The sequence below is a fragment of the bacterium genome (assembly GCA_035380285.1).
Lineage (GTDB): Bacteria > Auribacterota > Erginobacteria > Erginobacterales > DAOSXE01 > DAOSXE01.
Map to the genome: position 1 here is coordinate 1 of DAOSXE010000025.1, position 13,359 is coordinate 13,359.

At 64.8% G+C, this 13,359-nt stretch carries 15 protein-coding genes; 9 read left to right on the forward strand and 6 right to left on the reverse strand.

Going from position 1 to position 13,359, the window contains the following annotated elements; all coding sequences use genetic code 11:
• From PLZ73_09710 to PLZ73_09720, 3 genes are all read left to right on the forward strand, one after another.
• Positions 1-490: hypothetical protein (locus tag PLZ73_09710; GenBank protein ID HOO78151.1), on the forward strand; the 490-nt coding region annotated here is incomplete at its 5' end.
• A 29-nt stretch (positions 491-519) separates the two neighbouring features.
• Entirely contained in the window at positions 520-1,536 is a 1,017-nt protein-coding gene (locus PLZ73_09715; GenBank protein ID HOO78152.1) for a hypothetical protein, read from the forward strand.
• A 7-nt stretch (positions 1,537-1,543) separates the two neighbouring features.
• A complete protein-coding gene (locus tag PLZ73_09720; protein ID HOO78153.1) occupies positions 1,544-2,017 on the forward strand; it encodes a hypothetical protein in 474 nt (157 codons plus the stop codon).
• Between the two features lie 52 nt (positions 2,018-2,069).
• On the opposite strand, the gene PLZ73_09725 is transcribed toward PLZ73_09720, so the two are convergent.
• Positions 2,070-3,287 (reverse strand): UDP-N-acetylglucosamine pyrophosphorylase, encoded by a 1,218-nt coding sequence (locus PLZ73_09725; protein HOO78154.1) that lies wholly within the window; start codon positions 3,285-3,287, stop codon positions 2,070-2,072.
• Complete coding sequence (locus tag PLZ73_09730; GenBank protein HOO78155.1) at positions 3,284-4,174, reverse strand: zinc dependent phospholipase C family protein; 891 nt, start codon at positions 4,172-4,174, stop codon at positions 3,284-3,286. The genes PLZ73_09725 and PLZ73_09730 overlap by 4 nt, the downstream gene beginning before the upstream one ends.
• Before the next feature lie 74 nt (positions 4,175-4,248).
• Between PLZ73_09730 and PLZ73_09735 the strand changes: the two genes are divergently transcribed.
• Genes PLZ73_09735 through PLZ73_09745 form a run of 3 tightly spaced genes read left to right on the forward strand, consistent with a single transcriptional unit; the run spans position 4,249 to position 7,607 of the window.
• Positions 4,249-5,880: a mucoidy inhibitor MuiA family protein gene (locus PLZ73_09735; protein HOO78156.1), complete on the forward strand. Its 1,632-nt coding sequence runs from the start codon at positions 4,249-4,251 to the stop codon at positions 5,878-5,880.
• Positions 5,881-5,893: 13 nt separating this feature from the next.
• The gene (locus PLZ73_09740) at positions 5,894-6,670 is read left to right on the forward strand and encodes a hypothetical protein (protein HOO78157.1); all 777 of its coding nucleotides are present in this window, start codon (positions 5,894-5,896) and stop codon (positions 6,668-6,670) included.
• A 40-nt stretch (positions 6,671-6,710) separates the two neighbouring features.
• Positions 6,711-7,607, forward strand: coding sequence for a phosphatase PAP2 family protein (locus PLZ73_09745; protein HOO78158.1), 897 nt, complete (start codon positions 6,711-6,713; stop codon positions 7,605-7,607).
• A gap of 42 nt (positions 7,608-7,649) precedes the next feature.
• On the opposite strand, the gene PLZ73_09750 is transcribed toward PLZ73_09745, so the two are convergent.
• Entirely contained in the window at positions 7,650-8,309 is a 660-nt protein-coding gene (locus PLZ73_09750) for a CPBP family intramembrane metalloprotease (protein HOO78159.1), read from the reverse strand.
• Entirely contained in the window at positions 8,309-9,424 is a 1,116-nt protein-coding gene (locus PLZ73_09755) for an AI-2E family transporter (protein ID HOO78160.1), read from the reverse strand. Before PLZ73_09755 ends, PLZ73_09750 begins: the two co-directional genes overlap by 1 nt.
• 187 nt (positions 9,425-9,611) lie before the next feature.
• Here PLZ73_09755 and PLZ73_09760 point away from each other — a divergent pair, with 187 nt between their 5' ends.
• The 3 genes from PLZ73_09760 to PLZ73_09770 are packed head-to-tail and all read left to right on the forward strand — an operon-like array spanning position 9,612 to position 11,129.
• Positions 9,612-9,890 carry a hypothetical protein gene (locus PLZ73_09760; GenBank protein ID HOO78161.1) on the forward strand — a complete coding sequence of 93 codons (279 nt, stop codon included), beginning with the start codon at positions 9,612-9,614 and terminating at the stop codon, positions 9,888-9,890.
• Positions 9,891-9,942: 52 nt separating this feature from the next.
• Positions 9,943-10,122, forward strand: a complete 180-nt coding sequence (locus tag PLZ73_09765; GenBank protein ID HOO78162.1) for a hypothetical protein — start codon at positions 9,943-9,945, stop codon at positions 10,120-10,122.
• 11 nt (positions 10,123-10,133) lie between these two features.
• Complete coding sequence (locus PLZ73_09770; GenBank protein ID HOO78163.1) at positions 10,134-11,129, forward strand: HlyD family efflux transporter periplasmic adaptor subunit; 996 nt, start codon at positions 10,134-10,136, stop codon at positions 11,127-11,129.
• On the opposite strand, the gene argF is transcribed toward PLZ73_09770, so the two are convergent.
• Together argF and PLZ73_09780 are read right to left on the reverse strand one after the other, a co-directional pair.
• Positions 11,130-12,071 (reverse strand): ornithine carbamoyltransferase, encoded by a 942-nt coding sequence (argF, locus tag PLZ73_09775; protein HOO78164.1) that lies wholly within the window; start codon positions 12,069-12,071, stop codon positions 11,130-11,132.
• A gap of 1 nt (position 12,072) precedes the next feature.
• A complete protein-coding gene (locus PLZ73_09780; protein ID HOO78165.1) occupies positions 12,073-13,305 on the reverse strand; it encodes a threonine synthase in 1,233 nt (410 codons plus the stop codon).
• Between the last annotated feature and the right edge of the window lie 54 nt (positions 13,306-13,359).

Here is a 13,359-nt window from a genome sequence, read left to right on the forward strand (position 1 = left end):
CCGGGGCAGCGTGGCCGACAACCTCCGGGTCTACCGCACGATCCGGTCGCTTTCGTCGCTTCCCGAAAGAATGGTGGTCGAGTTCGGACGGTGGTGGCCGATGCGGTTTTACGAAGCCGACGTCCTTATCTGCCCCTTTTTCACCTACGCCGATCCCGCCGAGGCCCCCTTGGCCGATTTCGCCGTCGAGGTGCTGCGCGACGGCGTCGAGGTGGAAGGAGTAGTGGCCGACGATACCCACACCGTGTATATGCCGCCGCTGTTGGAAATGGCGGACGTCCGGGTGGGCCCGGAGAGCCGGGAGCGGCTTCCCCTCGTCATTTACGACGGCGCCCTCCGCGGAGAATATTTCAACGGCGACATTCTGCGGATGAACGCCCGGATGGTGGAAATCAAGCCCGCCGCCGGGGCGCGGTATACGGCGGCCCTGGTCACTCTCTGGGACAACATCCGCAAGATCGGCGAACGAACCGACGGCCCCCCGGCCTGATGTGCGAACGGTCATGAAGGAGTACGAAGATGACGGACACCTTCGATACGATGATGAATAAGTTTCTGGTCCCCCTGGAAACGCTGACGGGGGGAGTCAAGGATTCGGTCTACTTCCTGCGCCGCGACGGCTGCTTCGTTTTTTCCCATGGGTACTACCATCCCCACCCCGGGGAGTTCATCGGCAAGATCATCTACTATCCCACCCCCGAGGGCACCGCCGATATCTGGGGGCGCAGATACGAGGCCATGCACAAGGCCTGGGTGGGAGGGGAGCATGTCGCCATTCTCAACGACGTCCAGATCGTCAAACATTACGAAATCGACCCCCGGCTCGACCCTTCCCGGCCCCGACCGCTGGTGGCCGATTTCACCCTGGAGTTTCCCCTCGAGGAGTTTCTCGGATACTTCGATCCCCACCATTCCCTGATCGAATGCACCGCCCTGCACCCGGTGGTGGGGGAGTGGGTGGAAAAAACCTCGGCTCTCTTCGATTTCCCCCGGGAGAAGATGGGGGTGACCGGCTCCCTCGCCTACGGGAAAATCGAGGAAGCGGACATGGATTTCGACGTCATCTTCGCCGGCTCCATGGAAGAAAACGCCCGGGTGATCGAGCGTATCCGCGAACTGGTCCGCGACCCTTCCCGGCAGGTTTTCGAGTTCGGGAAGTACTGGCCGATTCGGACCTACCACGAAGGTTTCCTGATCTGCCCCTTCTTCGTGTACGAAAACGTCGCCGACGCTCCGCTCGGCGGCCGCGACCGGGTCCGCCTGGTTCGGGACGGGGTGGAGGGGCGGGGAACGGTCGCCGACGATTCCCACTCCTGCTATCTCCCCATCGTGCTGGACCTGGAAGACGTCGTCTTCGCCGGCGGTGAAACCCGGGGGCACCTGCGCCTGATCTGCTACGACGGTTCCATCCGGGGGGAATACCGCCGGGGGGAAACGGTGGCCTTCGACCGCGGACGTCTTCTCGAGGTGGAACGGGACGGCCGACCCACGGAGGCGCTGGCCCTCGATTTCCATAAATACCTGGCCCGGGTCTGAAGGGGGGATGAAAAAAGCGCTGCCGGCCGCGGTCTTGGCGGGAATATTCTTGGCCGCCCCGCCCGGTTTCGCCCGGCCTCCCGTCTTCAAGCTGGGGCGGCCGGCGGATTACCCTCCGGGAACCGTCCGCCACCTGATCTTCTACGACGCTTTCCTGGTCTCCGACGAAGAAGGCATCTACGCCATCTCCTCCATCTGCACGCTGCGCGGGGGGCCCACGTTCTACCCGGCCAAGGACGAACGGGGCGCCTTCGTCTGCCGCCGCTGCCATTCCCTCTACGACCTCGAGGGCAATCCCGTGCTGGGAGCGGCCCGGGATCCGTTGCCCTGGCTGCGGTTGGAGGTGGGGGAGGACGGCTATCTTTATCTCTACCGGGACCGCCGCGGGGAACGCGGTCTTCGTATCCCCCACGATCCCCAGGCTCTCCCCGTTCCCGGCCGGGGACGCCCGGTCGAACTTCCGCCGTTTCTCATGCGTTGACGGCCCGGGCCGGCTCCCCTCCCGTTCCACTCCCCCCTGCCGGTCCCCGGAATCAGCTTTCCAGGGGGGCGGCGGCCTCGATCTCGACGGTTTCGACGATTCCCTGCAGCCAGGCGGTTCCGGCCGCGGCCGCGGCCGGGGAGAGCGCCTGGACGGCCGCGACGTAGCCGGCCGCGACGGGAGCGCCTTCGAATTCGGCGAGGAAGGCGTCCCGGGCGCGCGGATCGCCTTCCCGAGAAGCCTGGCCCGCCAGGATATCCCGGATCCGCCCCCAGTTGGAACAAAACGACAGTTGACCCTTGCGGGCCGGGGAATCGCGGTCTTCGATCCGGGCGGCCGAAAGAGAGCATTTATCGGCCAGTTCCCCCAGCCGCTTGGTCCGTTCCGCGATTGCGGAGTCGAGGAGTTCGACCGCTCCCGCCAGGGCCGCTCGCGTCCGGGGGTCGGCCCCGAAACGGGGGATGCGCACGTCCAGGTACCACCGCCGCAGGGCGAAAAGGTTGGCCAGGTAGTGGAGGTTTTTCCGGACCCGGGCGAGAATGTCCCCCATAACCGCGGGGTCGAAATCCTTTTCCCCTCCGGCCCTCGATCCTCCGAAAAGCAGTTTTCCGCCGGGAAGGAAATCCCGGCGCCGGACGACCCCGGCCGCTATGGTCGTGCCGAAGCCGATCCTCACCGGCCCGACCAGCCCCCCCTGGCCGCCGAGAAAGATCGGCGCCTGATTCAGCATCACGCCCCGGGGGACGTCCCCGAGCAGGGAGGGAGTGGCCTTGTCCTGGGCGGGGGTAAAGTTGAAATGAATGTAGGAGGAGCCGACTTCGCTGTGGTTTCCGCTCCCGGTTCCTCCCGCCATGAGGACGTCGCAGAAATTGATCAGGCTGCCCAGGGTGACGAAGGGGAAGAGAACGGTCTGTTTCATGCCCACCGCGTGTCCGGCGCGGGAGCCTTCTTCCAGGAGCGTTCCCGGGCGGACATGGGCTCCGGGGCCCACCAGCGCGCCTTCGAGGAAGACCGCACCCGAAAACGATCCGCCTTCCAGGGTGACGTTCCGGTCCAGCCGGCAGTCGAGAAGGGTAACCGGACCGTCTTGGCCGAGCCGGGCCCCGGGGCCGATCGCGGTCCGGGCGCCGCGGAGGCGGCAGCCGGGGTGGATGACCAGCCCGGCTGCGTCGATCCGGTCGAGGTCGACCTCGGGCGCGATTTCGACGCTTTCGGGGAGGGGTACGACCGCGCCCCGTTCCCTGAGGATGTCCAGGCTTCGTCGTTTCACCCCTCGGCCCCCTTTCCCGGTTTTCCCGCCGTTTCGGGCATGTTATACCACCGCACCGCCCACCGGGCCAGGTCGGGGGTGAAGCGCAGGCGCAGCCAGAGCGCGGCTCCCAGCCCGGTGAGGAGCAGGCGGCTCCATTGCGGGGCCTCGTCCAGGGTATAGACGAAACCCAGGGCGGCCGCCCCCGCGGCGGCCCACCCCCAGGAGGCTAATATGCGGAAGCAGAACGCGTTCCCCGCCGCCAGCAGGCCGAAAGGAGCCAGGACCGCCCAGAGAGGGTCGCTGAAGTAGGCTCCTCCTCCGGCCGCGGCCAGCAGGGCCGCACCGCCGGCGGCGCGGAAGAAAGGACCGCGGATCCGGGCCGTGAAGTTGGCGTTGCTTTTGACCACCTGGGGCGGCGGCGCGGCCGGGCTCAAGACCGCCCCCCCCAGGACGGAAAGGGCCCGGTTGAGCGTGAGCGGGGAAAGCCCTTCCTTGACCAAAGCGTCGATTTCCTGGAAAGCGAACTCCCCGTCGATAATCCCTTCCCCGATCGTGTCGGCGGGCTTGGCGGTGAAATCGGAACGGGCCCCGATGTCCCCTTCGACCGTGGAGTGGTCCTCGGAATGGGAAAACCGGTCCATGTTTCCGTGAACCATCCCGTCGGTGATGAAATGGGAGACGATCCCGAGAAACCGGGCGCACCGGGAAAGGTTGTTCTTCAGATAGGCCCGCCGGGCCTGGTACATCCGGTGCCGCGTGGTTTTCCGCGCGCGCTTCCAGACGTGCACCACGGTTCGGCGCTTGTCCGGTTCCACCGACCCTTCGACCATCTCCGGTTCGAAATAGCTCAGGCCGAAACTTTCCGCCATTTCGGCCGCGATCCGTTTATGGTCTCTCCATTTCATTGGTGGCTCCGGCGCCGCAAGGTCGTGTATACTATACACTAGTTGTCACCTCAACCAAGACAGGAGTTGCGCGGATGAAAACGGCGGCGGTTATCGGGTTTTCAATGCTGCTGGCGGCGGCTTCGGAGGCGGCCTTTCCGATGGAAGTCGACGCGCCCATCGCCCGGGTCACGGTCTACGGCCAGGCGGCCATGGTTACCCGCCATGCCGAAATTTCCGTGCCCGCCGGGGCGTCCGAACTGCGCCTGCGGGGACTCTCCCCCTCGTTGATGGACGATTCGGTTCAAGTCCGGGGGCTGGGCGCCGGGAAAACTACCATCACCGGCATCGCCGTCGAGAACGTTTTCCTGGAAAATCCCCGCCGCCAGGAGGTGGAAAAACTGGAAACCAGGCTGGAAGTCCTGCGGAACCGTCGGGAAGAGCTGAAAAAACAGCTCGACGCCCTGGCCCTTCAGCTCGCCTTTCTCGCCACCGTCCGCCCCGGGGAGAAGGCGGCGGCCCTTCCGTCCCCGGAACAGTTGCAAGGGGTGCTGGAATTCATCGGCTCGTCGGCCGGCTCGATCGGGGAGAAAACGGTCGCCGTGGAGCGGGACCGGGAGAAGATCGGGAAGGAGATCGCCGCGGTCGAGGAAGAACTGCGCCAGATCCAGGGGCCGGCTGCGGCTTCGCGCCGGGAAAAGACGGTGACGGTTTCGATCGAAGCCGACGCCCCCGGGCTCTTCAAACTCGAGCTCCTCTACATGGTGCCGGGCGCCCTGTGGCGGCCCGTGTACGACGCCCGCGCCGATCTGGCCGCGGGGCGGGTGGCGCTCGACTGCCGCGCCGAAGTCCGGCAGTCGAGCGGGGAGAACTGGGAAGGGGTGGACCTGGCCCTCTCCACCGCCCGGCCCCTGGTGGGGGGAACCCCGCCCGAGCCCCGGCCCTGGTATATCCGCTTCCTTCAACCCCAGGTTTCGGCCGCTCCCGGAGCCATGTACCGTAGGTCCGAGGGCAGGGCACTCATGGCCAAGGAAGCTTTCGCCGGGGCGGAGTTGGAGGAAGCCGCGGCCGATTTCGAGGACGCGGTCGCGGTCGAGACCGGCGCCGCCGTCTCTTTCCAGGTGCCCCGCGCCCAGGACATCCCTTCCGACGGGCAGTTCCACGGGATGATGCTGGCCCGGCGCGTTTTCCCGGGGACGTTCTCCTACCTGGCCGTTCCCCGGCTCTCGGAATCGGTGTACCTGCAGGCCCGTTTCGTCAACGACGGGGACGCTCCCTACCTGCCCGGGGAAATCAACGTCTTCAACGGCGACGACTTCATCGGCAAATCCCGGTTCGAGGGGGCGACCCCGGGCCAGGAGAGCCGGCTCGACCTCGGGGTCGACGACCGGGTCAAGGTCGAACGCACGCTTTCTTCCGAGGAAACCCGCCAGGGAGGGCTCTTCCGGGGAGACACCGCTTACCGGGAATACGCGTATCTGATCAAGGTCGAAAACTTCACCCGCGCCTCCGCCCGGATCGACGTCGTCGACCAGGTACCGGTCTCCCAGACGGCCGAAATCAAGGTGGAGATGGACGAGGTCGAGCCCCGGCCCCTGCCGGAATGGGAGGGGAAGGGCCCGGGGCTGATGAAATGGAGCCTGGACGTTCCCCCGGGAGCTTCCCGGGAGATCTCCTACAAGTATTCCGTGTCCTACCCCAAGGACCGGGAAATCCAGGGCCTGTGAGGAGGGCGGGACGGTGATCGGGAGCGCGTGGCTCTGGCTGGTTCCCCTTCTGGCCGGGTCCCCTGCCGCCGGACCCGTCCCGACTCCGGCCCCGGTCCTTTCGGAAGCGGCGGCTCGGCAGTCGCTGGGGAACGTGAAGCCCTTCTTCATCCGCAACACCGGCCAATACCCCGAGGACGTGGATTTTTATTTCAAGGGGCGCCGGGGAAACGTTTTCCTGACCGGGGAAGGAATGGTCTACGATTTCATCCGGGAGGTTGCCCCCACCGAACCCGGGGAGGAAACCGACGCCCTCCCGGGAAAAGACGGTACGGCTCCGCCGAGCTTCGAACGGCTGGTTTTCCGGCTTCGTCTCCGGGGCGCCGATCCGGCGGCGTCGGCCGCGGGGGAAAAGGAGCTGCCCGGAAAGATCAATTACTTCATCGGCCCGCAGACGGAGTGGAGGACCGGCATCCCCACGTACGAAGAAGTGGTTTACCGCCGGATCTGGCCCGGGGTCGACCTCCGGTATGTCTTCCGCGAAGGCAGTCCGCGACCGCGGCTGGAAATCTCGCCCGGCGCCGACCCGGCGGCGGCGGCCTTCGATTTCGCCGGCGTGAAAAGCGTTTCGGTGGACGCGGACGGCGCTTTGAACCTGGAAACCGCCTTCGGCGTCTTCCGCGAACCCCCGCTGCGGGCATGGCAGGAGGAGGGGAAGCCGGTCCCCGCCGTCCGGGTCGCGGACGGCGAATCGGGATATTCGATCCGGGCGCAGGAGTTCGACCCCGCCCTTCCGCTGTTCATAGAATGACCGCCGTCCCCGTATCCGTCCTCCCTCATCCGGAACGCGGATGAAACCGTCGGAGTACACCCGCTACGCCGAAGCCGCCATGACCGGCTACCTGGTCTACCTCTTCCTGTTCATCCTTTACTTTCACGAGCGGATCCCCGGCTGGCTTCCCCTGGAAGGGGCGGTGACGTCCGCCCTCGCTTTTCTGGCCGCGACGGTCCTCCTCCAGGAACGCTTCCCCGGGTCCGGGGTGCTGAGGACGGTTCGAAACTGGCTACCCCTCCCGCTCGTTCTTTTCGGCTACCATATGGTTCATTTCCTGGTCAACTCCGACCGCAACCCCGGTTTTTTGGTCGACCGCGACGGCTGGCTGATCGCCGCCGATCGTTTCCTGTTCGGCACCGATCCCACCGTCTGGCTGCAGCGGATCACCGTTCCGGGTCTGACCGAATTCATGCAGATCGTGTATGCCACCAATTACTTCCTCCCCGTCGTCCTCCTGCTCGTTCTCTTCCTCCAGCGCCGCCGCCTCGCCTTTCAGCACGCGGTCTGGGTGATCGCCCTCGGCTACGTGCTGTCCTATCTGGGATATTTCGCCGTCCCCGCCGTCGGCCCCCGCTTCACCGTCGTTCACGATGTTCCTCTCTGCGGCATCTGGTGCCGGGAGCGGCTCGCCTCCGCGATTTATTTCATGGAGGCCTGTCCCCGGGACTGCTTCCCCTCCGGGCACACCGAGATCCCGCTGGTCACCCTCTGGCTGGCCTTCCGCTGGTTTCGCCCCCTGGCCCGCGCCTACCTGCCCGTCGTCATGCTTCTGATCTGTTCCACGGTCTACCTCCGCTACCACTACGTGGTCGACGTCCTGGCCGGGATGGCTTTGGCCGGACTGGTGATTCTGGCGGGGCGCCTGACCCTTCCCCGCGCCGGGCTGGAGACGGAGGCCGGAGGGGAGGCCTGATTTCCCGGAACCGGCGCCTTCTCCCCTCCCGGCGGACGGATTTCAGGGCCGCAGAAGGATGAAGAGATCGAGCGAAGCCCCCAGCAGCCAGTGACAGACGATCACCGGCCTCAGGGAACGGCAGTGCAGTGCCGCCAGGCCGAAGACAACCCCCGCCGGGAACGACGCCGCCAGTTCGGCCGCGGGCTTATGCAGATGCATCGCTCCCGACACCGCGGCTTGAAAAACCATGGCCGGGACCAGGCCCCAGGCGCGTTTGAGCCCGAAGAGGGCGAATCCGCGGTAGAGAAATTCCCAACCGATATAATAGAGCAGGTAGGAAATCTCCAGGAGCACGACCAGGAGGATATTGGCTCCGCTGAGCGGGAATTCCTTGCCGAAGAGGGGATAGAAGCCGCGGAAATCGGCTTGATCCGCCGAAAACCAGGAGATCGTCAGAACCGCCGGAACCCCGACCGCCAGCCAGGCGAGTTCGCGTCCGCGCACCGGTTTTTTCCATCCGTAATCGGCCAGGTTCCCCATTCCGGTCCGGCGGATGATGGCGGCGGGAACGGCGAACATCAGGACCAGCGCCAGGATGAACTGGTATACCGCCGCGCCCGGCTGGGGAATGCCGGGGAGAAGGGAGGCCAGATAGTAGGCCGCGGAGATGCCGACGGTAAGGCCGGCGATGACGGCGCCGCTGCCGGGAGTGCGTCCCATCAGCTCCCGTACTCCGTCCCCGGGCCGGCCCTGGTCCCCCCCAGGAGCACGCCGATCGGCTTCAGCAGCTCCACGTGGTCGCAGATGATCTTGAAGCAGGTGGTCAGGGGGGTGGAGAGAATCATTCCGATCGGCCCCCAGATGAACCCCCAGACGATCAGGCTGAGCAGGACGGTCAAACTGTTGAGATCGACCTTGTCCCCGATCATGCGGGGACTGAGGTAGTTCCCCTCGATGTTCTGAATGACGAGATAGCATAGGGCGACGACGATGGGCATGGTCAGGGTGTCGTGCGTGGCCAGGGTCACCAGGATCGGAGGGAGGGCGGCCACGACCGCGCCGATGTAGGGGATGTAGTTGAGCAACCCGGTCAGCGGCCCCCAGATATAGGCGTAATCCACGCCCAGCAGGAGCAACACCCCGGTCATGACCACGGCCAGGCCCAGATTGATCAGAGTCCGGATGCGCAGGAAATCCCGGATGCTCCGGGTCAGTTCGACGACGAGTTTTCCCGCCTGCCTCCGGTTCCCGATTCCCCAGGCGTTGATCAGCTTTTCCTTGAAATTCGGGGCGTCCACCAGGATCAGGACCAGCATGAAGAGGACGATGAGGATATTGGAGAAGATCCCGATCAGGGAAAGAATGGTATTGAAGAGCCGGCTGATCAGCCCGCTGATCAGCCTGGAGAAACTGACCGGTTCGTTGCCGGAAAAAGTCAAGCCGGGGATGATTTCGCTCAACCGCTGGGTCAGCCGGTCGTAGGTTTGGGAAAAGTCGTGGATGTATCCCTGAAGGCGGGAAAGGTAGCCGGGAAGGGAATTGGCGAAACTGTTGGCCTGACCGACCAGGAAGAACCCCAGGGTGCCGATCATGGCCAGGAGGATGGCGATGACCAGAAAGACGGAGATGGAATAGGGAATCCGTTTTTTGATCCCGGGAAGCTTGATCTGGTGGATGAAAGCGATGGCGGGGTAGAGGATGTAGGCCAGGAGCCCGGCGATGGCGAAGGGAATGAGAATGGAGCGGGCGATGTAGAATATCCCCAGGAGAAGGATGAAACTGATGAAGAGAAGGCAATAGGCGACGATATTGCCGGAACCGGTGTGTTCCTTCACGGGCGCGCGCTCCCTTTGTTGGTTGACGGGCGAATTATAGTCGAAACTCCCGCTTCCCGCCAGAGCAGACTTTTTTCCGGACGCCTCCCGCGGCGATCTTTTCGGGAAAAAAATAGTTAAAAAACGGTTGACCCCGGCCTCTGCGGGCAATAAATTGGTAACATAACGGCAAGGAGATACCGTAGCCATGGGTATTGAGATCAGGCTTCCTCTGACCGATTTGCAGAATCGGGTGCTGGCGTTCGCTTTCGAGTTTATCCATGGCAACCTCTATCCGCCCACCGTCAAGGAGATCCAGGAGGCGCTGGATATCCCCAACCCCGGCACCGTTCACAAGGCCATACAGGCCCTGGAGAAAAAGGGATACCTGGCCAAGGAAAAACGGGTGGCCCGGGGAATTCGCCTGACCGCGCTGGGCGAAGAAGTCTGCGGGCTGGAACGTCAGCTGAGACTGGAATTGGAATAAGGAACGGGAAGAAGATACGGGAGATCGTCCCCCGAAGGGGAAGGAGGGAACCATGCACACCGCCCAGGAAATCCTGCACGAAAACTGCCGGGTCGGCGCCGATTATCTCATCGAAATGGGAGGCAAGAAATACACCGCCACCTTTAAAGGCTACCGCAACAACAACCAGTACGCCCCCAGTTTCGAGATCGTCGGCACCCACGAAGTGCGGGTTCTGCGCCAGCTCGATTGATATCGACGCTTATGCGCCCTTCGGCACCGGTCGTCGGCCGGGCGGCGGTACTGCTTTTCCTGCCCGTGGTGTTCGGCTGCGGAAGGGGGGAAAAAAGCGCCGCGGAAGCGCTGCCGGTAAGAGTCTTCCGGGTTCCTTCCGGGGCGGTTTCGGGGAGGACCTACCCGGCGCGGTGGGAGTGGGGGCGCGTTTCCGATCTCTCATTTCCCCTGGGCGGCCGGATCGAGGATATCCGGGTCGATATGGGCGCCCGGGTGGAGGAGGGGGAGGAGCTGGCTTCCCTCGATTCCTACCCGATCCGCCTGAAGCTCGAGGCCCTGGATGCTTCGGGGGTGGAAGAGGGTTCGCCGGATCGAAGCCCGCTCCTCCGGCAACTTGAAGACTGCCGGATCCGGGCCCCCTTCGCCGGCCTGGTGGTTTCCCGTCCGGTTCAGCGGGGGGACCGGGTTTCGCCCGGGGAAATGGTGCTGCGGGTAGCCTCTCCCGCGGGTTCGGTCCTGGTTTTGAACCTGCCGGCGTCCGCAGCCGAATGGATCGGCCCCGGTTCTCAAGCGCTCGTCCGAACCGGCGCCGCCGAAAGCCGGGTACTGGCCGGAACCGTGGTCTCCGCCGCCCCCATTCCCGGCGCCGATGGGGAACTCGAAGTCAAGGTCCGCCCGGAGGGGATGAAAACGGAGAGCGCCTGGGAAGGGGCGTTTTCGGTGACCTTCCTCTCGGCCCCGGGCCGCGGAGCCGCTTTTGTGGTTCCCGCCCGGGCCGTGGTGGAGGGGGTTCGGTCCGGGGACGATCGGGTTTGGGTGGCCCGGGAGGGACGGGCTCACCTGCAGCGGGTCAGGGCGGGCCCCCTGGTCGGCGACGGCCGCGAGATTTTTTCCGGAGTCGTTTCCGGGGACCTGGTCATCCTGACCTTTCTCGACAATCTCCGCGAGGGAACGCCGGTCAAGATCATCGAGACCCGGACCCGGGAAACTCCGCCTCCGGCCCCCGCCCCCGGTTCGGGGTCCTGATCAGGCGACCCCGGCCGCCTTGGCTAATTCGACCATGATGGCTTTCTGGATATGGAGCCGGTTTTCGGCTTCGTCCAGGATGATCGAATGGGGGCCGTCCATCACCTCCGATGTGATCTCCCAACCCCGGTGGGCGGGCTGGCAATGAAGAACCTTCACCCCGGGGTCCGCCAGGGCCAGCAGTTCCCCGTTCACCTGATAGGGCATGAACACTCTCCGCCGTTTCTCGGCCTCCGCCTCCTGTCCCATGCTCGCCCAGGTGTCGGTATAGATGACCCGCTTGCCCGCCGCCGCCGCCCGGGGGTCCCGGACGGACGCCAGGGCGGCTCCCCGTTTTTCGGCCTCGGCCCAGATCCCGGGGTCGGGGTCGTATCCTTCCGGACAGGAAATGGTGAAGGAAAAACCGAGAACGCCGGCGGCGTTGATCCAGGAATTGGCCACGTTGTTCCCGTCGCTGATGAAGGCGAAATCGATGCCTCCGAAGTCGGGGTCGGCGGGGTCGAGATCGAAATGTTCGATCACGGTCAACAGGTCGGCCAGGACCTGGCAGGGATGAAGCAGATCGGTGAGGGCGTTGATAACCGGGATCGAGCAGGAGTCCGCCAGTTCTTCCACCGCGCGGTGGGAAAAGGTCCGGGCCATGATCAGGTGGACCCAGCGCTCCAGGTTTTCGGCAGTATCTTTGACCGATTCGCGCTTTCCCAGTCCGATGTCGGAAGGGGAGAGATAGATCGCGGTCCCCCCCAGATCGAACATTCCGGTTTCGAAGGTCACCCGGGTGCGCAGGGAAGGCTTTTCGAAGATCATGGCCATGACCTTGCCCTCCAGGAGGGGATGCCGGACCCCGTCCCGGCGCTGTTTTTTAAGGACGGCCGCCAAGCTGAAAAACCGGCAGATATCCTCGCGGGAAAAATCCGCGATGCTGATCAAATCCTTGCGCATCTCATCCTTCCTTGCTCATGTACTCCTTGAACCGTTCCAGGCTGGGGGCCATCGGCGTCGGTTCGCCGACGGCCTTCATCGCCGACTGCACGTCCTTGAGTCCGTTGCCGGTGACGAGAAAAACCACGGTTTCTCCGGGCCCGACGCCGCCGGTTTCCCGGAGTTTCTTCAAGCCGGCGTAGGCGGTGGCCCCGGCGGGCTCGGCGAAAACTCCCGCGCCCCGGGCGATTTCGACGATGGCCTCCAGAATGGATTCATCGCCGACCAGGACGCCCGTCCCCCCCGATTCCCGGACCGCGCGCACGGCCGCCGCTCCGTCGCGGGGGAGATCGACGGAGATGCTGTCGGCGATGGTGGTGGCGGCGACCGGCCGGATTTCGCGCCCGGCGGGGAGGGCGTCGACGATGGCCCCGCTTTTTTCCGACTGCACCGCGATGATCCGGGGAAGACGGTCGATCAGCCCCACCGCCAGCAGGTCCTTGAAACCTTTCCAGACGCCGCTGATGATGTTGCCGTCCCCGACCGGGACCAGCACGGCGTCGGGAGGGTTCCATCCCAGTTGTTCGCAGATCTCGTAGGAGACGGTTTTTTTACCCTCCCGGGTGTAGGGGTTGTACCCGGTGTTGCGGTTATACCATCCGTACTCCCGGCAGACTTCGGTGCAGAGATCGAAAGCGTCGTCGTAGCTGCCGTCGACCGCGAACACCCGGGCCCCGAAAACCAGCAACTGAGCGATCTTGGCCTTGGGCGCCGCCTTGGGAACGAAGATGGTGGGGGAGATCCCCAGGCTGGCGCAGAGACAGGCGGTGGAGGAGGCGGCGTTGCCGGTCGAGGCCCCGGCGATCACGGAGAAACCCAGTTCCAGGGCCTTGCCGACGGCGACGGAGCTGGCCCGGTCCTTGAAGGAGGCGCTGGGGTTGCGGCCGTCGTCCTTGAGATAGAGTTTCTCCATCCCCAGCTTCCGGCCGAGCCGGCGGACGGGGTAAAGCGGGGTCCAGCCGATCTGGATGGGCATAACGTGGGAGCGGTCGCGGAGGGGGAGCAGGTCCCAATACCGCCAGACCGAACGGTCGTCGTCGCGGGCCAGGCTTTCCCGGGTGAGCCGGCGGGCGACGGCCTCGTAGTCGTACTCGACGTCCAGGTTCCCTCCGCAGTCCGGACAGACGTACTGCATGCCTTCGATCTTCTGGGTCCTGCCGCAGGAAATACATGTCAAACCGATTGCAAAGCTCATCGCTGCGTTCCGTGGTGAAATGGGCTGGAGGTTGTCCCCGGCGGCCCGGGCCGA